This window comes from uncultured Winogradskyella sp., from assembly GCF_947498005.1.
GTDB lineage: Bacteria > Bacteroidota > Bacteroidia > Flavobacteriales > Flavobacteriaceae > Winogradskyella.
The window spans coordinates 14,541-36,927 of record NZ_CANMIW010000006.1 but is presented as its reverse complement, the minus strand read 5'-3'; the positions used below and the strand labels follow the sequence as shown (position 1 = coordinate 36,927).

The window sequence follows — 22,387 nt, the reverse complement described above, 5'->3', positions numbered from 1 at the left end:
TCTTTTTACAGTTTTGTAAACTATTTTATTGAATAACTATCTTTTTAGAAACAGCGGCTCCATTTTGTAATGAAATTTTCACAAAGTAAGGCCCAGTGCTTAAGTTGTTAGTTGGTAGGCTATAATTTGTGTTGTCAATTTTAAGATTCTGATGAATCAATCTTCCGGTAAGGTCAAATAATTCAAATGATATAATAGAGTTTAAGTTTGATGTGACTTTGATATAATCATTTATTGATCTAATATCTAAATCAGAAATGATTTCTTCATCCTTTATGCTCAAGGCTTGATTTGTAAATCTCAGGATAAATCGATCATTTATTTCCCCTTCTGTTGTTGTAAAGCTATATGGGTTTGCTCTTAAATCATGAATAACATTTAATTGTGTATCTTCTAAGTAAATATTCTCATCAGAGTTTATGAACATTCCGTCTAATTGGTTTATTGAAATTGTTAACGAGCCAGCATTAGAAGTTTTAAATCCTAATGGAATGGTATCTGTGTCAACAAACGGTATGCCTTTAGCTTGTATCGCTAGTTTTTCATCTGCTACTAGTGAGTAGAATTGATCACCACCTTTGTTGATGGAGTAGCCATCGTATAATCTGTCAATGCCATCTGTTGCATCAGTGATATAGCCAACTAAAGTTGATAGTGCTGTATTGTCTTCTCTAACTAAATCTAACCAAATTCTATGCTTTTCTTGGGTGTCTGCACTTCTATAAAAACCATCGTTGGCATAATTACCTCTCATAGTATTGCTAAAAGTAACATTACTGTTTGTAGGTGCTGAATCTAACATTAGTGCAAAGAAACCTTGACCAGATGCGATGTAATCGTTGAAACCAGGAGGTGTAGATCCTAGGCTATTGGCTGCTAAATAATCCGTATCTGAATAATTATATGCATAACCTTCATAAAAAGGAGTGTCAATAGAGCTGCTAACTGGTGTTGAATGTTGCCAAAAATAAAGTGTGCCATCGATAGCAGGATTAGCGTCTACAAAATCTTTTAGAGAAATAGCAGATGGATATGGGTTACCTAGTAAATTCCAGTTATCATCTTCTGATGTTGCTGTGTTAGCTGTACCTGCATAATTGGCACCTGTATAAGTTCCTCTATATATTGGGTAAGATATTTTACCGTTATTTAGTGTGCCATTAAATTCTGCTGTGTTGGTAATTGATGTGCCTGAAAGTCCACGTACAATATAGCCTTTTCCCAACTCCATATCTTCACTTGTGTTTGTCCAGTTTCCGTGATTTCCAGCTGTCCCATTAGCTACAGTCGGAATCCATTCGAAAATAAGACTATTTGACGTGCCAGGAGAAATATCTTCAATATCAAAAACGTCTACGGGAGAAGACCAATAAACATAATCATAATTATTTAGTCCATCAACCTTACGTTGTACTCTTGCTGTTCCAGTATTTTTATTAACATTTACATCTGTTATTTGTATAATACTTGAGCCGTCAGTGAGTTCTAAATCTCCATTTGGGTCAATTTGAATGACATCTTCAATTGTTAGTGACGCATTGGTTTGCTGGGTTAATAATGCATTATCTTCTATGGCCAAATTGTATCCAAAGCCGTCGGTAGAGCTTAACATAATTGGGTCGTTCGCTGTATCTGGGATTGTAATACAATTTGTAATTACAGGTACGCCAACGGGTGTCCAATTGTTTGGGTTTTCCCAGGCTGTACTTTGTGAGCCATTCCAGGTCTTTTTCCCTTCAACAGTTACTGTTGTTGGATCTAACTCTACTAAGGTTGCACCACTACACAAATCATATGTTACTTCTGCGAAATAAGTTGTGGTTTCCGTTGGTTCAACAACTATTATACCATCATTATTTGGATCAATAATTTCATTGGCTGCAGATATTGAGTTTTCATACCATTTTAGTGTAGTGATAGAATTTCCAGATGGTGTAAATCTCCATGCCTCATTTGTTACAGACCAATTGGTATCAGATGAATTTCTATTTGGAGCGGCTAATCCAGTCACAGAGTTTGCTTGAATTGCTACAGATGCGTTACCATTGTTCCAACTGTTAAGTGCTACCTTTTCTTCAATGTATACCTCAATTATATTAGTGTCTTCATAAAGAACAATCATTCCTGTGTATTTCAAAGAGTTGTCAGCATACATTGGCACATCGTTCCACGCAGCAACTAGTGCTCTACAGCCAGTATCTAATGTTATGAGTTGATAACCAATCTCGCCACCAGCACTTGGATCTACATCATGATGTACTCCGAAGATTGATGCTCCATAGTAGCGACCTGATGTATTATTGAATGTTGGTATGTTTTCTGTAAAACTCCATCCCGATGATGTGCCAGCTAATCCATCGTTAAAAGATATCACGCCATTAGAACCAATAACGCATGAATTGTAGGTGTTATCATAAAAACAAAAGTCGAATGGTAAATTTACAACTGGAGACCAAACATCATCGACATTAACACTCACAGGGTTTTCTAAACACCCGAACTGATATGGAGGATTGTAATCAATGGTATTTACGTTATAGTTTGAAGTTTCTCCTAACTGAAGGTAGTTGGCTTCTAAAGTTGTGCTACCAATAGAGCAATTGATGTTAACATCTGAACCGGAAGAACCTAACCCTCCAGCATCTACAGATGGGCAAGCTAAACTCGAAGTTCCTAAGACATTAGTTGCTTCGCAAGGCAGTAATACACATATTGAAAAAGTTCCATTATGTCCTGTACTACTAGATCTACTGTAGACTCTAATGAGATATGTGGTACCCACATTTAAACCAACTAATGTTGTAGTTTCTGATTCGGTTATTCCAGTGCTGTTTTCGCAAATCAATGAAGATCCATTACATCCTCCAACAAAAACTTCAAAAACAATATCGAGTATAGATAATCTATCTACAATAATGGTGTGTTCTGGTCTTTCGGCAACAAAAGAATACCAAACATCATCATTTGCTGTACCTGAACATCCTGATAGTGACTCCGTACCACCAATAGTGGTACCTGTAACAGGATTACATGTTATTTCTGGGTTCAAAGAAATGGCATTTGAGCAATCGTCATTTGGTGGCGGTGGAATTGTTGGTTCTGTAATACATATGTTAAAAGTACCATCATGACCTGTACTACTTGATCTACTATATACTCTAATGTGGTATGTGCTACCGGTAGTTAAACCTAACAATGTTGTAGTTTCATCACCTGTCGTACTAGTGCTGTTTTCGCAGGCTAAAGAAGTTCCATTGCATCCACCAGTAAAGACCTCAAATACGATGTCTAAAATTGATAACCTTTCTACAGTTATAGTATGTTCAGGTCCTGTGGCTACGAAAGAATACCAGACGTCATCATTAGCCGTGCCAGTACATCCAGGTAATGACTGAGTTCCATTAATAGTTGTGCCCGTAATAGGGTTGCAACTGGTGTCTGAAGTTAGCATAATTGCATTAGAACATAGGTCATTAGGAGGTGTACCAGCTATTCCAGTAATAGTTATGTCATCAAAAAAATTATATTCACTGTCATTATTAGCTGTACCATATAGTCGAAATCTTGAGTTATTTGAAAAAGAGTATACGGCATCTGTTAGTGTTGCAGAAAGGGTGTGTTCACTATTAGAGCCTTGAACATTGAAATCTGTGCCAAGAGTAAACGTGTCTACGGTAGACCAGCTAAATCCATTGTAGAACTGAAGTCTAAAGCCTTCTCCATTTTCCATATTAACTGCTTTATGACAAAAAGTTATTGTGACCTCACTGTAACTTTCTAAGTTAATTTCGGGAGAGGTATTTATATTTCTACTGGTGTTGTTACCTCTAGTGTATAGGGAGTAACTATCTGAACAAGACCAACTACTATTATTAAAACGACCTGATCTATTTCCATTGTTTGTCCAAGTCTGGAAGTCAGCGTTTGAGTCATACGTTATTGGTAATTGGGCGTGTGCAAAATTACTGGTTAATAGGAGTAGACCTATCATTAAAATGATACTTGATCTTTTATTAAGTCCATTAGTTTTTTTGATTTGTTTAATGGAAAGAGAATGTAAAGTATTCTTCATAATAAGTAGGGTTTTAGACTAATATTAGTCAACGATAATCATCACTAATTAGCTTAATCTTAATATTAATTTGGATTAATTGTTCAAATAATTCGTCAAGTGTAGTAAAAAAATCACAGAAAAAATAATTTTTTACCGTTAAAACGATTAAAAACACCGATAAACGGTATTTTGTACATTTTTTCTTACTTATATTGTGTGTTTATAATTAAAATGTGTTACTTATCTTTGTTTACAATGGAGAAAGTTAGTATTCAAAATCAAAAAATTTTTATAGATAATTATTCAATTGAAATTATTGTCAAACGAGAAGATTTAATTCATCCTATTATTTCGGGTAATAAATATAGAAAACTGAAGTACAATGTTTCTCAAGCCAAAGCGCTTGAGAAAAATACTTTATTGACTTTTGGTGGTGCGTTTTCTAATCATATTGCGGCCTTAGCTTATGCTGGAAAACTTAATAACTTAAATACCATTGGTGTTATTCGAGGAGAAGAACTAGTTTATAAAGAAAATTTAAACCCAACATTAACTTTGGCTAAATCTTTAGGTATGAAGCTTAAATTTGTAACTAGGGAGGAATATAGGCGGAAAACAAAAGACTCATTTGTTAATACGCTCATTAATGAGTTTGGCGAATTTTATTTAATTCCGGAAGGAGGTACCAACAATTTAGCAATAAAAGGTTGTGAGGAAATTTTAAAGAATGAAGATTTTAGGGCTAATTATGTTTGTTGCGCTGTTGGAACAGGAGGTACAATTTCAGGGATTATTAATTCGTCAAATGCGAATCAGAAAATATTAGGTTTTCCTGCGTTAAAAGGTGATTTTTTAAATCAAGATATTCGTAATTTTGCAAATCAAGATAATTGGGGGTTAATAACTGATTATCATTTTGGTGGTTATGGTAAAATAAAGCCAGAATTAATTTCGTTTATAAATACATTTAAGAGGGATTATAATATTCCGTTAGACCCAATTTACACGGGTAAAATGATGTTTGGTATATTTGATTTAATTGAAAAAGGATATTTTCCTGATGGATCAAAAATTTTAGTGGTCCACACCGGTGGATTGCAAGGCATAATTGGTGTAAACGAGAAATTGAAACTTAAAAATCAGCCTTTAATAGAAGTATAAGTAATGAAATTTAAAACTTTAATATTATTAATTGTTTTGACCGCTATGAGTTGTGGTCCTAAAAAAGGTATTGTAACAAAAAAGAAAACGACTAAGCCGCAAAAAACAGTTGTAGTTAAAGATAAGTCAGCAAAAAAACAAAATGAAGATGTTAAGGAGGAACCTATTGTAAAAGATAAGGGCGCACGTAATTCTGTTGAGGTTTATTTAGATCGTTATTCTGAGATAGCAAAAGATAATATGAGAAATCATAAAATACCGGCGAGCATAACCCTAGCTCAAGGTGTTTTAGAATCTGGTGTAGGTAAAGGTCGTTTGGCAGTTAAGGCTAATAATCACTTCGGAATAAAATGTCATGGGTGGAAAGGCGCAAAAATCTATCATGACGATGATCGATCCCAAGAATGTTTCAGAAAATACAAAAAAGTAGAAATGTCTTATGATGATCATTCTAAATTTTTAACAGGCAGGAAACGTTATGCAAGTCTTTTTAAATTAAAACCGGATGATTATAAAGGTTGGGCAAAAGGTTTGAGGGCTGCAGGTTATGCCACGGATAGGAAATATCCTCAAAAGTTAATTAGTTTAATTGAGCGTTATCAATTATATAAATATGACGCAGAAGTATTAGGGGCTTCAAAATCTAAGAAAAAAAGAAAGTCAACAACAATAATTGAAGGTAGAAAGAAGAAAGAGGTTTTTAAAAAGCATATAGTTTCTCAAGGTGATACCTTGTATTCGCTTTCTAGAAAATATAATACGACTGTTGATGCAATTAAATCTCAGAACAATCTAAAATCAAATGACCTTAAAGTTGGTCAGCAACTAATTATTCCAAATTAATTTATGTTATATCAAAGAAGCAGTGCTTTATTTAAAGAAGCTCAATCTGTAATTCCAGGAGGTGTAAATTCACCGGTAAGAGCGTTTAATGCGGTTGGAGGAACTCCGATCTTTGCTAAATCAGCTAAAGGTGCATATGTATTTGACGAGGATGGCAATCGCTTTATAGATTATATAAATTCTTGGGGACCAATGCTGTTAGGTCATGCGTTTCCGCCTGTTGTGGATGCCGTTATAGACAAGGCAAAGCAAGGGACTTCATTCGGTATGCCAACGGAAATAGAGACAAAAATTGCAGAATTGGCAGTTTCGATGGTTCCAAATATAGATAAAATTCGATTTGTAAACTCAGGTACTGAGGCCTGTATGAGTGCTATTCGATTGGCAAGAGGTTATACTAAAAAAGACAAAATTATAAAGTTTGCTGGCTGCTATCATGGACATAGTGATTCCTTTTTAATTGCAGCTGGTAGTGGCGCTATTACTTTTGGTACTCCCAATAGTCCAGGTGTAACTGAAGGCACAGCTAAAGACACTTTACTAGCAACTTATAATGACATAGAAAATGTAAAGGAATTAATAAATGCAAATAAAGACTCAATTGCAGCGATTATAATTGAACCTGTAGCTGGTAATATGGGTTGTATTCCTCCAGTTGATGGCTTTTTAGAAGGTTTAAGAAAGCTGTGTGATGACAATAACATTTTGTTGATTTTTGATGAGGTAATGACAGGGTTTAGGCTTGCAAAAGGAGGTGTGCAAGAGCTAAAAGGTGTTAAGGCCGATATTGTTTGTTTTGGTAAAGTTGTTGGTGGAGGATTACCAGTTGGTGCGTTCGCATCTAGAAATGAAATAATGAATTATTTAGCTCCTATTGGACCTGTTTATCAAGCAGGGACTTTAAGCGGAAATCCGTTGGCAATGGCTGCTGGTTTGGCAATGTTAAAGGAAATAGATGCTGATAAAGGTTTAATGAATAGGTTAGAAGAAAAGACTAAATATCTGCATAATGGTATTGAGGAAGCATTAAATAAAAATAATGTGATCTTTACGATAAATAGAATTGGTTCTATGATATCGGTTCATTTTTCTGATGAGGCAGTAGTTGATTTTGATTCTGCTGCAAAAGGTAATAATGATACCTTTAAAAAGTTTTTTCACGGTATGTTAAGTCTAGGAATATATATTGCTCCAAGTGCTTTTGAAACTTGGTTTATAACTGACGCTTTAACTTACGAAGATTTAAATGAAACTATTGCTGCTGTTGAGCAGGTTGCAAAAACATTATAAAAAAAAAGCCTCGCAATTGCGAGGCTTTTTTTGATTTATTCATTTTCTGCTACAAACGTTTTGTATCGTTCAAATTGTTCTTCAGATAAAATTGCTTGAACTTTATCATTTAATTGCTGTTCAATTTTAGCATCATCTTCTTCATTGATTGGCTTGTCTGCAACATTAGCTCTATTTTGTCCGTAGACTTTTAATGCTTCGTAAATTTCGTCGCGTTGCTCGTTATTTAGTTTTACGTATTTTCTTAACGCTTCAGTTTTTTTATTAGCTGCAGCGTTTATTTCTTTCATTAATTCTAATTTGCTGTTTTGCGCAACCATAGTTTGGCTACCTAATAACAGTGCAAATGCGAATAAACATAGAGTAATTACTTTTTTCATTATGGACTATTTAATTAAATTGGTCACTAAAGTAACAATTTTATTCAATAAAATAAAAAAGTATCGACTAAGCGATACTTTTTAATGTAATAATATGGGTTTATCTCTTTTCTCTGCGCTTATTTTCGCCTCTTTTTCCTTTTTCACCTCTTTTTTTATGTTTTCTAGGCTTCATTTTTTCAAACTTAGCATATTGTTCTTCAGATAAGATTGATTTCATGTTACGTTTCATTTGTATTTGCTGATCTAATCTTAGATTTTGCATTTTTACAAATTCTTCTTGAGAAGGCCTTTCTCTTTTCTCTCCTTCTTTTAGTTTACGACTATCTTTAAATTTTTGTCTAGTTTCTGCTTCTTCTAAGAAAAGCTTTTGTACTTTTTTTTGTTGAACGTCTGTTAAATCTAATTTTAATGTTAATCGTTTAGATTTTAAATCTGCAATGTCTTTAGGCGTCATGTCTTTTCGCATTTCAGATCTATTTCCTTTTCTCATTTTTTTGTCGCCCTTTTCTTGAGCAAATCCATTTAAGGTTACTAATGCTATGGCAATAATTACTAATTTTTTCATGTTGTTTTATTTTTATGTTATATCTGTTTAGACCTAACTATTTTTAATTCGTTTAATTAATAATTGAGATTTAACAAGAAATTTAACATTTTGCCTTAAGTAATTGCAATGTGGTTCTGTATAGATTTTCTTCTTCAACTTTGCTTTTTAACCATGCGTAAAAACTAATAACAAAAATATCTTCTTTAGCGATAGCAACCCATTTAAAGGAGTTTTCAAGAGTTGTTTTAAATTCAATAGATGTTACGCTTTTAGGATTTACATAGTATTGTTCGGCAAATTTTAAAAAAGTTAGAATTCTAATTTGACCTATCTTTTTTAAGTAGTTAGAATAGCGTCTTTTAAAGCTTTTTAATCTTGAAAAAAACAACTCATCCTCGCTTAATTCTATATAAAGTAATACTTCAGCCACATTTTTTTTTATTACCCAATCCATATTAGCTTTTTCAATATACCATTTATCAGTATGGTAAAACTTAGAAGAAATTGATTTAGCTTTTGTAAAATTGGCCTTCTGAAAGTGAAACATAAAACAGGATAATCGCAAGTCTAAAAGAGATTCTAAATCGTCATGTTTTTTATACATTATGCTTTCTACTAAAGAAATGGCTTTGTCTTGATTATTGTTGTAATTGAGGTTAAGGGCTTCTACCAATGTTTTCTTTAAAATAAAAGATTTGAAATACGTGCGCTTTTTTAGTAGCATAAGCTGTTCCATCTCCTTTATATATAATAATGAAGATTCAAACCTTTTATTTCTAAACAAGGTGTTCGCGATGATGTAAACTGTATGTATTTGATAGAAAAGTTGTTTATCGGTTTCTTTTTTTTGCTTTAACAAGCTGTAACTTTTTAGAACAAAATTTTCAATAGAATAATATTTTGTTGTGACTAATGCAGATATATGAGCTATAGCTAAAATTTGATATAAGGATTTAAATGAAAGTGAAGTATCAATTTTAATGCTGTGTTCTTTAAGGATGGTTTCGAGTTCTAATTCAAAGTTTATAACATTTCCTTGATGTGCTATGTTGTTTAAAACTGATTTTAGTTTAGCGTAAACAATGTTAAGCTGGTCTTCTAATTGATGCTTTTTTTGATTTTCTTTTTGTTTAAGAATTATAGCGTCTAAATCTATTTTAGTGAAACTTGGTGCGTACTGTATTTGTGTATGATAGATTTCGTTAAGCATTGGGAATAGTAAATGCTCATCTGCCAATCGTTCTGCTTTGTTTAAAATTTTATAAGCAATATTGAAGTTGTTTTGAAGGAGAAACGTTCTGGCGGCTAAGATATATTTTACAATCTGCATATCTATAGAGTTCTCATCTTCTAGGTTTTTATTCGCAGTAAAATCTATCAACGATTGAAATAAACGTTTACGCAAAGCATGGTATGCATTGCTGTGATCTACCTTATATATCTGTTGGCAAATTGTTTTTGAGTCGGAATCAATATTTGATAAGAGTTTAAATAATTGAATGTTTTTGGTGTCTTTTCGTTTGTTCTTTTGTTGAAGATAATTAACAAATTTTTGTTGATCTTCATAAGAAAAGGTATCAATTATAGATTTTAATTCTATCATTTAATCGTCATTAATATATACTAAAATTCTTTTAAAATATGTAATTTTTAATAAATATATTAAAATATATCGTCAGGTTATGTTTTATTTTGGTTTTCTGTATCTTTTAATTAGTTCGAGATTTGCGATATAATCATTAAAACAAAACATTATGAATTATCAAACAACAGTCTCATTAAAAGACGAAGAAAAAGTAAAAGCAAAGAAAAACTTAAAAAAGGTATATAATCACAAGCCAACACCTGCATTTATTGGTGCATCTTGGTCTGCGGTACTTATTGGTATGGTTGCATATTGCGTTGGTCTTTGGAATGCAAACATGGAACTCAATGAAAAGGGCTATTATTTTACCATTTTATTATTTGGCTTATTTTCAGTTATTTCAGTTCAAAAAGCAGTACGAGATAAATTAGAAGGCATACAGGTCACAGAGATGTATTTTGGAATCAGTTGGTTTACATCTATAGCGTCAATTGTATTATTAGCCATTGGGCTTTGGAATGCCACTTTAGAGCTAAGTGAAAAAGGGTTTTATGCAATGTCATTTACATTAAGTTTGTTTGCGGCAATTGCTGTTCAAAAAAACACACGTGATGTAGCTTATATAAATACTGAATTAGAAACTAAAGAAAACGAAGATTAGTTTTGATGATAGGTTAGTTAGTAACCCAAAACCTCGTAATAATTCATATTGCGAGGTTTTAAATTTATATTATCATGAAACAAAGACTTACAAATTTTTTAGTAGAGTTTTATAATATAAAACTCACGAGACCAACAACAGACAGAATTAGGATTTGTGAAATTATTGCAGTTTTCATTACAGCCATTTGCAAATTTATATGTGTAGACTTCCTTAATTTCAGGTTGACTTATGTTATTGTAACCATTATATCATGGTCTATATACGTGATTTATCGCTACAGAAAAGATAAGATGGTTCTTAAAGATTGGGGATTTAGAACTGATAATTTTAAACCTGCAATTAAACTTATGTTACCTTTTGCTGTAGTATCTGTTTTAACTTTTTTTATCATAGGATATATTCAAGGTACTATAAATTTAACATGGCATATTTTACCACTTCTATTTACATATCCAATATGGGGAAGTGTACAACAATTTTTAACTATAGGAATTGTTGCAGGTAATCTAAATAGCTTAAAGAAGTTAAGAATTAAAAAAGCTACGATTATTTTTATTACAGCAATTTTGTTCTCTGTCGTTCATTATCCATCTGTTTGGTTAATGATTGGTACTTTTATATTGGCTATTTTTTATGGTTATGTTTATTTAAAAGTTAAGAATTTATATGCGTTAGGATTATTTCATGGTTGGCTTGGTGCATTGTTTTACTACACGGTAGTTAATCAAGATCCATTTGCAGACGTATTTTTGAAATTTTTAAATTAATAAAAACTTAAGAATAAAAAAAGGCTTCAAGTTATCTTGAAGCCTTTTAGTTGTTATATAAAGTTTAATCTTATTTAGGATCTAAAATAAGATTAATACGCTCTATAGCATCAGCTATATGAATTCTACTCATAGAATCGCCACCTCTAGCAGATCTTAATGAACTTCTTAAAGATTTTAATTCAGCTCTAACGACAGCTCTAATATCTGATTGGCTTGTGTTAACAGCAGTAGCTTTTACATAAGGACTACGAGATCTTCCGCTTTGGTTCTCTGCAGTCATTAAATAACCTAATCTATCAATATGAGCACGCTGTAAGTTACGTCTGTAAGTGTCAATTTTCTTACCGCTACGTAGTTCACTCCAAACGCCTAAACGAAGGTCTTTGATCATGTCTGGTAAAGAATAAGCTTTACTATCGTAGGTGTGTGCTTCCGTTAAACGTTGCATTTTACCTAAACTCATAATGTTATTAAGCGTTCTAGATTGTAATGCTCTAACGCGTTCTACAGAACCTGTAAATTCAATTCTATCAAAAATAGATTTGTCAATTAACCAATCAGGTGTATCAAATAAATTCTCTTGTACAAACTTCATAGCTTCCTTTTGGTGAGCTTTTGGTACGGCACTGTAAACAGCACCTTCTTGGTCTGAAGCCTTATAATGTTCATAAACACCACCAATGTTATTAGAAACATGTCCCATATAACGATTGAACTGAGATATTACATGACCATACATTTCATCTAAGTCATCATAACCTTCTCCTGCTTCAGTTGTCCATTCTATTAGGTTTGGCACAATACGCTTAAGGTTTTTAATTCCGTATTCACTTGCTAACATAGCATTATCACCTAAATCTTCGGTTTGTGAACTTGGATCAACTACATCACCAGCTTGTTGGTGTCCAAAACGGTACATTGGGTCACCAGCATGTTCCATAATCCACTGATTCAAAATTGGCTTTTCATCTTCCGCAGACTTATCTAAAATAGGTTTGTAACCCCAAGCAATAGAATATTTGTCATACACTCCAATATCTGGCATTAAAGCAACACCTTCATCACCTGGTTGCGCTATATAATTGAAACGCGCGTAATCCATAATAGATGGTGCTGTGCCATATTTTTTAGTGAATTCTGCGTCACGTAGTTTCTCAACAGGATAGGCAACACTAGATCCCATATTATGAGGTAAACCTAATGTGTGACCAACTTCGTGAGAAGATACAAAACGAATTAAACGTCCCATAACTTCATCTTTAAACTGAGGGCTCTGTGCATCTGGATTTATCGCTGCAGTTTGTACAAAGAACCAACCACGTAATAACGACATTACGTTATGGTACCAGTTGATATCACTTTCTAAAATTTCTCCAGTTCTTGGGTCACTTACGTGAGGACCATTTGCATTAGGAATAGGAGATGCTAAATAACGTACCACAGAGTAACGTGCATCTTCAGGACTCCATTCTGGATCTTCCTCTACAGTTGGTGCATCTTTTGCAATAATTGCATCTTTAAACCCAGCTGCTTCAAAAGCGACTTGCCAATCTTCAATTCCTTGCTTTATGTACTTTCTCCATTTTACAGGTGTAGCTCTATCAATGTAATAGATAATTTGCTTTTTCGGTACAACTAATTCTCCACGTTTAAATTTCTCAATGTCTTCATCTTTAACTTCTAGTCTCCAGCGGTCTAAAAATGTTAATGATTTACTCTTCTGATCTTCTTGTCCGTAATCTGTTTGGCTTCTAGCAAACCATCCAACACGTTCGTCAAAATAGCGACGTTTCATAAGATTCTCTGGTAATAAAATCATTGAGTTATTGATTTCAATAGAAATACTACCAGTACTCCAATTAGAAGGTGGTGCGCCTGCTGCATATGTTTTTACGTGACGTGCTTCAATATTTGTTGGGTAACTTTTTATGTTTTCAATAAAAGATTTATCACTTTCTAAGCGTGTTACCTTGTAAGGTCTTCTTCTGTATTGTGGTAAACCCAATGACTTCACATCTTTTTGAAATAAAGGCGAAGCATCAATTACAGTACTTGTAGAATCTTTACTGAATGCTTTAATAGGAAATGTGTAAAGTACAGGTTCGAAGTTTGAATTTTTTACAGCTTCATTAACCGGAAGTGAATCTGCAGCAACAACATTATAAGACACAACTCTTAATATCACTTTTTTGCCTTTTTTCTCCCAACGTAGTACCTGCTCGTTTTGTTTACCACCACCAAAACCTAATCCAGCTGCAGTTTTAGAAATACGAGTAACCATTAACATTTCTCTGTTAAAAAGAGAATCTGGTATCTCGTAATAATACTTATCATCTACAGTATGTACTGTAAATAAACCTGCATCACTTTTGGCATCTTTAGTAATGACTTTGTTATAAGGTTTTGGATCGTTTTTACCAGGTTTTTTCGCTGGTGGCTTTGCCATTGCAGTGGCACTTTTTGATTTTCCGGCTTTCTTAGCTGTAGAGCAAGAAAATGCAAGAAAAGCTGAAACTACTAAAAGTAGTTTGAGGGATAAATGTTTCAAAATAAGTTGGTTTTTAGAAATTTTTGATGAAAATAAGGTTTTAGCTGAGAATCTTTTAATTTTTTCCTTGATTTTAGTATATTTTTAACGTGATTTTCAAAGGGTATTCATGTATTGTTGAATAAGATCTAAACCTTCAGTATGTCTCATTGTTGTCCCAATGTATGGCATGCTAATACCGTCTAAGTAAAAAGAGACTCTGTAATCCATAAGTACACTCTGATCTATCATGTTAGTGTCTTCTAAAGGAACTTCAAAAGCTAAATTTAGTGTAGATTGATCCTCGCAACTGCCTCCAGGAATATGGCAATGCGCACAGTTAATATCAATATAAGCTCTTGCTCTTATATCTAATGGAAGCGAGGTGTCTTCCCAGTTTGGTAAGCTTCTAACAGCAGAACTACTTGCTACACCTATTAATTGTTGATTTGTTATAAATTCTTCTAACTGATTTACACCATTAATATCAAAGTTCATTGATCTTAGTTTAGGACCAATAGGTAAAATGTTCTCGCTATTAGAGTGGCATGTAAAGCAGTCTGTATCTGCAGGTATTTTATAATTTGAAGTATTACTAGTACCATCCAAATCAATCCAAGTAACAGGCAATTCACCTCCTGTGTTGTCTAAAATGGCATCAGTTTGCTCAGTATTCCATTTATAATTTCCAGTTTCCCAATTGCCGTTAAGTTTAATTAAAATACGTGTTTCAATTATTGTTCTGCCTAAAGACAAATCGCGTTCATCAGCGTTGTAATAAAACGTTTTTGCTATTACTGTGTTATCTGGGAATATTGGTAACCCGTCACCATCAAAAGCCATGCTTGTCCCTTCTGGTAAGGCTATAAGTCTTTGTTTGTGTGCATAGTCTGTAAATAAAGTGGTGTTTAGGTTGTATTCAAAAGCCTTGTCAGTAATATTTAATTCGTCTAAATTACCAAGAAATAAGTTAAGATCAGATAGGTTAGTTTGAAACTGAGCTACAACAATAGGAGATTCTACAGGTGTTATAGAATCATCTTTTTCACAGGAAACGAAACTCAATAGAATAGCAAGAAGCCCAAATAGGGTTTTAAATTGATAAGACATAGATTTAGGTTTGTTGCTAATGTACAAAAAAGAAATAATTATAAAAACCTTGGAGATAGTTTGAAATCTTAATAAAAAAGAAGAACCATATAACAATGGTTCTTCTTTTTTAAAATTAATATGTAATGCAGATTATACCAATTCTACAAATAAGCCATCATCGGTTTTTTCAACTTTAGTTAAACCATGTTTTCCTAAGCCTTTAATGCCTTTATCCCAACCTTTATTGCTTAAACCAGACTGCGATTTTAAGGCTACTAAATCCATTCGTTTTTCAGCTTTTAAAACTTCAAGAATCGCTTTTTCATTATCACTTAAGTCAACCTTTTTCTTTTCTGGTCGCATCTGTGGAAAGAATAACACTTCTTGTATACTTTGGTTATTGGTTAAGAACATAATTAAACGGTCCATACCAATTCCCATTCCAGATGTTGGAGGCATTCCGTATTCTAGTGCACGTAAAAAATCATGATCTATAAATTCGGTAGCTTCGTCATCACCTTTTTGAGCGAGTTTTAATTGATGCTCAAAACGTTCGCGCTGATCAATTGGGTCGTTAAGCTCAGAGTAAGCATTTGCAATTTCTTTACCACAAACCATGAGCTCAAAACGCTCAGTTAATTCTGGGTTTTCTCTATGCTCTTTACATAAAGGACTCATTTCTTTAGGGTAATCTGTAATGAAGCTAGGTTGTATGTAGTTGCCTTCACATTTTTCACCAAAAATTTCATCAATTAATTTCCCTTTACCCATAGTCTCATCAACTTCAATATGCATGGCTTTTGCAGCTGCTCTTATTTCGTCTTCAGACTTATTGTATATATCAAAACCGGTGAATTCTAATATAGAATCGCGCATGGTTATACGCTTATAAGGCGCTTTAAAGTTTATTTTATGTTCTCCAAAGGTAGCTTCAGAAGTTCCGTTTACTGCAAGTGCACAATGTTCTAAAAGTTGCTCACAGAAATCCATCATCCAATTGTAATCTTTGTAAGATACATAGATTTCCATGGCTGTAAATTCTGGATTATGCGTTCTGTCCATACCTTCATTTCTGAAGTTTTTAGAAAACTCATAAACACCATCAAAACCACCAACGATTAATCGTTTAAGGTATAGCTCGTTAGCAATTCTCATGTATAATGGAATGTCTAAACTGTTGTGATGTGTTATAAACGGACGTGCTGCTGCGCCTCCTGGAATAGGTTGTAAAACCGGAGTTTCTACTTCAAAATAACCAGCATCATTAAAAAACTGACGCATGGCATTAAACAATTTTGTACGCTTTACAAATACTTCTTTTACATGCGGATTTACAACTAAATCTGCGTAGCGTTGTCTATAACGTAATTCAGGATCTGTAAAGGCATCATAAGTAACACCATCTTTTTGCTTAGGAATTGGTAAAGGTTTTAGTGCTTTACTAAGCAGTTTAAAATCTTTAACCATCACTGTTTTTTCGCCAACTTGCGTTGTAAAAAGAGTACCTTCAATACCCACAAAATCACCTAGGTCTAATAATTTCTTAAACACATCATTATACAAAGACTTGTCTTCGCCTTCGCAAATTTCATCTCTATTAAAATAAACTTGAATACGACCTTCACTATCTTGTAATTGCGCAAAAGACGCTTTTCCTTGAATGTTAATAGCCATTAAACGACCAGCAATGATAACCTGTTTACCTTCCTCAAAGTCAGATTTTATCTGTTTAGAAGTATGATTTACCGGAAATAAATCCGCTGGATAAGGGTTAATCCCTAAAGCTCTTAGCTTGTCTAACTTTTGGCGTCTTACCAATTCTTGTTCTGAAAGTTGCATTCTTGTTAATTTTTAATGTCTTACTCGTTTTGAAGTAAGCAGATGCAAAATTACAATTTTTACAAAAATTAAAGAGCACCTTTTTAGTTAGATTTTATAACCTTAAGGTTTTCTTTTAAATCAGCGTTGTTGGGAAGTAATTTTATTGCATTATTTAGCACGTCTATTGCCCTTTCTTTGTTACCATTAGTGCTTAGTGAATTTGCTAAAGTCATATGTGTTCTAGGTTCTTCGGGAAACAGTTTGGTGTTTAAAGTGAAAACAGTTATTGCGTCTTCAATTCGGTTGGTACTGTATAATATTCTGCCATAAGTATTAAGCTCATACATGCTACTGACCTTGCCTTTATATGTTTTTAATAATTTTTTCTGTTTTCTATTGAGCCCTTTTTGACCTTTCTGTTCTAAAATGGCATCAACAGAAGCGACAATTTGATAATTAGATATATAATTATTTTCCGTGATAATGTTTTTTATATCTTCTTCAAATGAGTCAATTGGGTGTTCTACAATTCTATTGACTTCTATATTATTCTTGTAAAAAATTATCGTTGGTACTCTGTGAATATTTAAGCCTGCTTCTTCGTGCTGTGGACTTTGTTTGTACATATCTGGCTTTCTGCTAACAGCGATAACGGTTAATTGTTCCATAGGGAAATTACATGCTTCTAAAACCCTATATAATTTAGGAACTTCTTGTTTGCTGTCGCCACACCATGTTCCCATAAAAAGTTGAATGTTGTAGGTTTTTAATTTTGAAGAAATTTTGTCTATTATTTCTGAATTTGGTTCGTAGTTATTGTAGTTTGAAGTAAACCAAGACTTATAATTTTCGCCTTCCAAACCTTTCTTATTGATTTTTCCTAATAAAAAAGGAGTTTCGCCTTCTTCAATGATTTCTGTATTGAGTTGTGCATTTATCTGAAATGTAAATAATGCTATGATTATGATTGTGATGATGTTCGTTTTCATGATGATGATGATGATGATGATGATGATGATGATGATGATGATGATGATGATTTGCTTAAATGCTGTTTTAAAAAAGTAGATTATTCTGAACTCGTTTCGTGATCTAAAAGTAAATTAACATCAATTTATAAGATGCTGAAACGAGCTTAGAATAAAATGAAATGCTAGATTTTAATGTAGACAGCGCTTATTTGGCGGCTACAATGTTCCCTTTTATCTTTAATATTTTGTTGCCACCTTCAGCATTAGATGTTACAGTTATTGTTTTTGTAAAAGCGCCTAATCTTTTTGTGTCGTACTTAATTTCTAATTCGCCTTGGTCGCCTGGTTGAATTGGAGCTTTTGAGTAATTGGGTACTGTGCAGCCACAGCTTGTTTTTACTTTGGTAATAAATAAAGGAGCATCACCAGTGTTTGTAAAAGTGAATAGTCGTTTCCCTTCGGAATTCTGAACAATAGTTCCGTAGTTTATAACCTCTGTTTCAAATTTCATAATAGCGACTTTGCTATCGTATTTATTAAATTCGGTTGGAGCTACGCTAAAAAAGCTTAAAGTAAAAACTAAAAGGAATGCAATGTTTAATGTTTGTTTCATGATAAAATGTTTTTATGATTTCTATGAAAGCAAACATCAAGGATTTAGATGTGTTTTTTGATAAAACTAGGTTGGAAATCGGTACTAGTACTTGGTTGTAATTTTGTAATTACTTGGTAAACAACGACTTTGCGTCATCTCTAGATTGCACATTCAACTTTCTGTAGATATTATTGGTGTGAGTTTTTACAGTGCTAACACTCAGAAAAAGTGATTCTGCAATGTCTTTATTTGTTTTATCCATGAGTAAATGTTCTAAAACCACTTGCTCTTGTTTAGATAATTTAGCTTTTAAATCTTCAATTTTAGATTTATTTTGTTTCCAGTATCGGAATAAGAAAAATCCATTTAATATTAAAGAAAGCGCTAAAAAGGAATATAACAGTACATTTAAGTTAGAATTGGTTTTCCCAGACGAATTTTCAAGCATATATCGATCCGCTTCTAATTCGTTTTTATACTGCTTAGTATATAATGTATTTGGGTAAGATTGTTCTAATCTTGCTTTAAGATTGTCATAGTAATCATTGTTTTTTAAATCTTCAATATAATAACTGTGTAAATCACTACTTCTTTCAGATAAATATGTGAATATATATAGTTCTGCTAAAGGTTCATTTAAAGTTTCGCCATAGGATTGAAGTGTTTTAAACCACTTTTTGTTATTTAATCTTCGGTTGGCTTCACTTCTAAATTCGCCGTACGCAAAACGCATATCGTTTTTTAAAGAATCAATTTTTAAAAACGCATTGGCTTTTGGGTTATTAGATTCTACTTCACAAAATATTTGTTTTCCAAATGAAAAAGGAAGCTTTAAAGTGTCTGTATTTTTTGCAATAAATAACAATGCCTCACTATCACTACAATGCCCATTAAAATGATTGACACCTTGCTTGTCATCAGAGCACCGATCTACGTGGATGCGATAAATTCTATTATCAAAATCTAAAATATTGCCTTTAAACTCAAAATATCCAGTAGAATCCGCAGTGGTTTTTGCGATAATTTGTTCGGAATAAACGCCAGCCATCTTTCTGTAATCATCTACAATTGATAAGTATACAGATTTATCCCATTCTTCAGGGTTTGTATAGCCAGAGAATGAATATTGAGCTTTGCAAACAGAAGAAATAACTATAAAAACGAAAAGAATTTTTATTCGCATAGAACGAAACTACATAATTTTAATGTGATTTCAATATGATGAATTCATAAAAAATGTAACAATTTAATAGAATCAACGTCCTATGTGTGCATCAAATCAAAAAACAAATTATGAGTATCTGGCGTGTTATTTTATCTATTATTTTTCCACCCTTGGCAGTTTTTGACAAAGGTTGTGGCTCCATCTTTATTACATTTTTGCTATGGATTTGCGGTTGGGTTCCTGGTGTTATAGCAGCCTTAATTATTTTGAATAATCCTAAACGATAAGAAACATTCATTTTGGTTACCTTTGTTGTCTACTAATTTAAATTTTCCTGAAAATGAAAAAAGTATTCTTATTACTATCAGTTGTGGCTTTTTTAACGAGCTGTAATGTTACAGAATCTATTATATTCAATGATAATATGGGTGGCGATTATAAATCGTCTTTCGATCTGTCTCCTATGATGCAAATTGCAGGATCTCAAGGGCCAACTAAACCAGAAGCTGAGATGAAAAAAATGGACACAACTATTGTTTTTAATGATTTATTTAAAACTCATAAAGACAGTATTGCCTCGTTGTCTAGTGAGCAAAAGGCTAATTTAGAAAAGTTGAAAGGAATGATTGTTCATGTAAACATGGACGAAGCAAACGAGGTGTTTGAGTTTACTATGATTAAGCCGTTTGAAACTGTAAATGAGTTAAAAACCATTAATGATCAAATGGATGAGGCTATGGGAATAGTGAAGAGTATTAGTAATGAAGAAGGTGCTGCACCAGAGGATCAAATGGAGGAATTAACAAAAACTAAAGAAGTTAATTATTCATTTGTAAATAATACGTTTAGTAGAGTACAACCTGCTTCATTAATTAAAAAAGACGAAGTAACAGAGGAAACTCAAGACATGGATTCTGAAGCAGAAGAGGATGATTTTGGTAAGCAGTTAGAGATGCAATTTGAGGAGATTTTTTCTGCTTCATTTTATACCATAACCTACACATTTCCAAGAAAAGTGAAATCAGTTTCAAACACAAATGCAACAATATCTAGGGACGGAAAAACAGTACATTATAAGGTCGCTTGGAGCGAAATTAATAAAGATGAAACTGTAATGAATTTAGATGTTGTTTTAGAGGATTAAGATTTGAATAAAAACATACAACTTAAAGATCTTGGAACTAAAGATTTTAAGGAAACTTGGGATTACCAAGAGACGCTTTTTAAAGCCATTTTAGATACTAAAATTAAAAATAGAAGGGAAGATGCAGGCTTAGTTACTGATAATCATTTTCTGTTTGTAGAGCATCCGCATGTTTACACTTTAGGTAAGAGTGGTGACTTGTCTAATTTGTTGCTTTCTGAAGCTCAACTTAAAGAAAAGGAAGCTACTTTTTACAAGATTAATAGAGGAGGAGATATTACATATCATGGTCCTGGACAAATTGTGGGTTATCCTATTTTAGATCTCGATAATTTTTTTACCGATATTCATAAGTACTTACGCTTTTTAGAGGAAGTTATAATTCTTACTTTGGCAGAATATGGTTTAAAAACTGAGCGTAGTCCCGGAGAAACTGGTGTTTGGCTAGATGTTGGTACGCCATTTGCTCGTAAAATTTGCGCATTGGGTGTTAGAGCAAGTCGTTGGGTAACGATGCATGGATTTGCGCTTAACGTGAATGCAGATTTAGGTTATTTTGATAATATTATTCCATGTGGTATTCGAGGAAAAGCAGTAACAACTTTAAATAATGAATTAGGTATTGATATTGTTGATGAAGCTGAAGTTAAAGCAAAAATTTTGAAGCACTTTGAAGCGCTTTTTGAAGCTGATTTTGTTTAGTGAATTACGTTTCATCGTTAAAAAACACTTTGTAGTAGTGCATTTTCTTCTCTTCGTCATAACCGCGTTCTAGATATTCTGCCGAAGCATCAGGAGCATCAACATCCAGTTTTATTTGAATGTTGGTGTCTAGTTTTATTTCGGTTTTTATCTTTTGTTTTTGCTTTTTTAATGCAATTTCAGAAACGTCAAACTGGTTTCTAATGAGGACTTTATTGTCGCTTTCATAGGTTTTTTTATAGTCTTCAAATAACTGAATTTTATCTTCCTCTTCAAAGACCTCTTCTTTAAAAGTATCAATATTTACAATTTCATTTTCTTTGAAAAAATCTACTGTTTTTGCCAAGAAATTACTTTGTTCTTGCCCACCATAATTGGGTTGTAAAACTTCTTTTGAAAACTCTCTACAAAGCTCAATACAATTCTTGGTGTGTTGGTTGCTATCATCAGGATATCTAATGTTTAGGAAACTTTTGATCCAGTATTGGGTGTCGTAAGTATTATTATCTACACTAAACACAATTTTACCTTCCATATCAGAGGTATTGAGTATTAAACAACCTTTGTCTACTTTCTTTGCTTGAATCCCTTTTTGAACTAATATGTCATAATTGTTATCTTCTAAATACGTCTGAAAGAATTCTGTTTTATTTTCAATTTTAAAAATGCCTATGGCATCTGTAAAATAGTCTTCGTATTGTACATTTTCAAAATGACAAATAAGGACATCGCCTGTTTTAATTTGTGCAGAATTACTTTGTTCAAATAGGTGTGTGACGATGTGTTTAGAGATATCTACAAAATCAGCATCGTCTTTAAAGAGCTGATCGCTATAAGTGTTAATTTCATTGAGTCCGACGTCGCTGTGATGATGAAAACGATAATTCTCAGCAACACTAACAAATGGTTTAAGAAGATATGGCAGCATTAGATTGTAAGTGGCTTCATCAAAATGAACGATAGCATCTGAAAATGCATTTTTAGTGCCATTAAACTTGTTTCCAACTTTGTGGATAATGCAACTTTTAAGTGAAGCTTTTTGTCTTTTTATCATTTGTAAAATCTTAGACTTA

19 protein-coding genes are annotated in these 22,387 nt (G+C 32.9%); 8 read left to right on the top strand and 11 right to left on the bottom strand.

What is annotated here, in order from left to right:
• Window positions 1-25 precede the first annotated feature (25 nt).
• Window positions 26-4,072 carry a T9SS type A sorting domain-containing protein gene (locus Q0891_RS11705; RefSeq protein WP_299101823.1) on the bottom strand — a complete coding sequence of 1,349 codons (4,047 nt, stop codon included), beginning with the start codon at window positions 4,070-4,072 and terminating at the stop codon, window positions 26-28.
• Between the two features lie 237 nt (window positions 4,073-4,309).
• On the opposite strand from Q0891_RS11705, the gene Q0891_RS11700 reads away from it, so the two are divergent.
• Genes Q0891_RS11700 through hemL form a run of 3 tightly spaced genes read left to right on the top strand, consistent with a single transcriptional unit; the run spans window position 4,310 to window position 7,348 of the window.
• A complete protein-coding gene (locus Q0891_RS11700; protein WP_299101822.1) occupies window positions 4,310-5,215 on the top strand; it encodes a 1-aminocyclopropane-1-carboxylate deaminase/D-cysteine desulfhydrase in 906 nt (301 codons plus the stop codon).
• Between the two features lie 3 nt (window positions 5,216-5,218).
• The gene (locus Q0891_RS11695) at window positions 5,219-6,058 is read left to right on the top strand and encodes a glucosaminidase domain-containing protein (RefSeq protein ID WP_299101820.1); all 840 of its coding nucleotides are present in this window, start codon (window positions 5,219-5,221) and stop codon (window positions 6,056-6,058) included.
• Window positions 6,059-6,061: 3 nt separating this feature from the next.
• Window positions 6,062-7,348 carry a glutamate-1-semialdehyde 2,1-aminomutase gene (gene hemL / locus Q0891_RS11690; protein WP_299101819.1) on the top strand — a complete coding sequence of 429 codons (1,287 nt, stop codon included), beginning with the start codon at window positions 6,062-6,064 and terminating at the stop codon, window positions 7,346-7,348.
• A 35-nt stretch (window positions 7,349-7,383) separates the two neighbouring features.
• Here hemL and Q0891_RS11685 read toward each other — a convergent pair whose 3' ends face one another.
• From Q0891_RS11685 to Q0891_RS11675, 3 genes are all read right to left on the bottom strand, one after another.
• Window positions 7,384-7,728, bottom strand: coding sequence for a hypothetical protein (locus Q0891_RS11685; RefSeq protein WP_299101818.1), 345 nt, complete (start codon window positions 7,726-7,728; stop codon window positions 7,384-7,386).
• 100 nt (window positions 7,729-7,828) lie between these two features.
• Window positions 7,829-8,296: a hypothetical protein gene (locus tag Q0891_RS11680; RefSeq protein ID WP_299101817.1), complete on the bottom strand. Its 468-nt coding sequence runs from the start codon at window positions 8,294-8,296 to the stop codon at window positions 7,829-7,831.
• 82 nt (window positions 8,297-8,378) lie between these two features.
• On the bottom strand, window positions 8,379-9,881 hold the full coding sequence (locus Q0891_RS11675) for a hypothetical protein (RefSeq protein ID WP_299101816.1): 1,503 nt from the start codon (window positions 9,879-9,881) through the stop codon (window positions 8,379-8,381).
• A gap of 151 nt (window positions 9,882-10,032) precedes the next feature.
• Between Q0891_RS11675 and yiaA the strand changes: the two genes are divergently transcribed.
• Window positions 10,033-10,524, top strand: a complete 492-nt coding sequence (gene yiaA / locus Q0891_RS11670; protein WP_299101815.1) for an inner membrane protein YiaA — start codon at window positions 10,033-10,035, stop codon at window positions 10,522-10,524.
• 74 nt (window positions 10,525-10,598) lie between these two features.
• Window positions 10,599-11,294, top strand: a complete 696-nt coding sequence (locus tag Q0891_RS11665; RefSeq protein WP_299101814.1) for a CPBP family intramembrane glutamic endopeptidase — start codon at window positions 10,599-10,601, stop codon at window positions 11,292-11,294.
• Window positions 11,295-11,364: 70 nt separating this feature from the next.
• On the opposite strand, the gene Q0891_RS11660 is transcribed toward Q0891_RS11665, so the two are convergent.
• The 6 genes from Q0891_RS11660 to Q0891_RS11635 form a co-directional block, all read right to left on the bottom strand.
• Entirely contained in the window at window positions 11,365-13,845 is a 2,481-nt protein-coding gene (locus Q0891_RS11660; protein WP_299101813.1) for a zinc-dependent metalloprotease, read from the bottom strand.
• 96 nt (window positions 13,846-13,941) lie between these two features.
• Window positions 13,942-14,934: a hypothetical protein gene (locus Q0891_RS11655; RefSeq protein ID WP_299101811.1), complete on the bottom strand. Its 993-nt coding sequence runs from the start codon at window positions 14,932-14,934 to the stop codon at window positions 13,942-13,944.
• A 132-nt stretch (window positions 14,935-15,066) separates the two neighbouring features.
• Window positions 15,067-16,755, bottom strand: a complete 1,689-nt coding sequence (gene lysS, locus Q0891_RS11650; RefSeq protein WP_299101809.1) for a lysine--tRNA ligase — start codon at window positions 16,753-16,755, stop codon at window positions 15,067-15,069.
• An 83-nt stretch (window positions 16,756-16,838) separates the two neighbouring features.
• On the bottom strand, window positions 16,839-17,726 hold the full coding sequence (locus Q0891_RS11645) for a thioredoxin family protein (protein WP_299101807.1): 888 nt from the start codon (window positions 17,724-17,726) through the stop codon (window positions 16,839-16,841).
• Between the two features lie 187 nt (window positions 17,727-17,913).
• A complete protein-coding gene (locus Q0891_RS11640; RefSeq protein ID WP_299101805.1) occupies window positions 17,914-18,321 on the bottom strand; it encodes a DUF1573 domain-containing protein in 408 nt (135 codons plus the stop codon).
• A 109-nt stretch (window positions 18,322-18,430) separates the two neighbouring features.
• A complete protein-coding gene (locus tag Q0891_RS11635; RefSeq protein ID WP_299101803.1) occupies window positions 18,431-19,486 on the bottom strand; it encodes a LuxR C-terminal-related transcriptional regulator in 1,056 nt (351 codons plus the stop codon).
• Window positions 19,487-19,596: 110 nt separating this feature from the next.
• Between Q0891_RS11635 and Q0891_RS11630 the strand changes: the two genes are divergently transcribed.
• Genes Q0891_RS11630 through lipB form a run of 3 tightly spaced genes read left to right on the top strand, consistent with a single transcriptional unit; the run spans window position 19,597 to window position 21,314 of the window.
• Entirely contained in the window at window positions 19,597-19,755 is a 159-nt protein-coding gene (locus Q0891_RS11630) for a YqaE/Pmp3 family membrane protein (protein WP_173280114.1), read from the top strand.
• A gap of 53 nt (window positions 19,756-19,808) precedes the next feature.
• The gene (locus tag Q0891_RS11625) at window positions 19,809-20,612 is read left to right on the top strand and encodes a hypothetical protein (protein WP_299101801.1); all 804 of its coding nucleotides are present in this window, start codon (window positions 19,809-19,811) and stop codon (window positions 20,610-20,612) included.
• 3 nt (window positions 20,613-20,615) lie between these two features.
• Window positions 20,616-21,314, top strand: a complete 699-nt coding sequence (lipB, locus tag Q0891_RS11620; RefSeq protein ID WP_299101799.1) for a lipoyl(octanoyl) transferase LipB — start codon at window positions 20,616-20,618, stop codon at window positions 21,312-21,314.
• Window positions 21,315-21,318: 4 nt separating this feature from the next.
• On the opposite strand, the gene Q0891_RS11615 is transcribed toward lipB, so the two are convergent.
• Window positions 21,319-22,368, bottom strand: coding sequence for a nucleoid-associated protein (locus Q0891_RS11615; RefSeq protein WP_299101798.1), 1,050 nt, complete (start codon window positions 22,366-22,368; stop codon window positions 21,319-21,321).
• Between the last annotated feature and the right edge of the window lie 19 nt (window positions 22,369-22,387).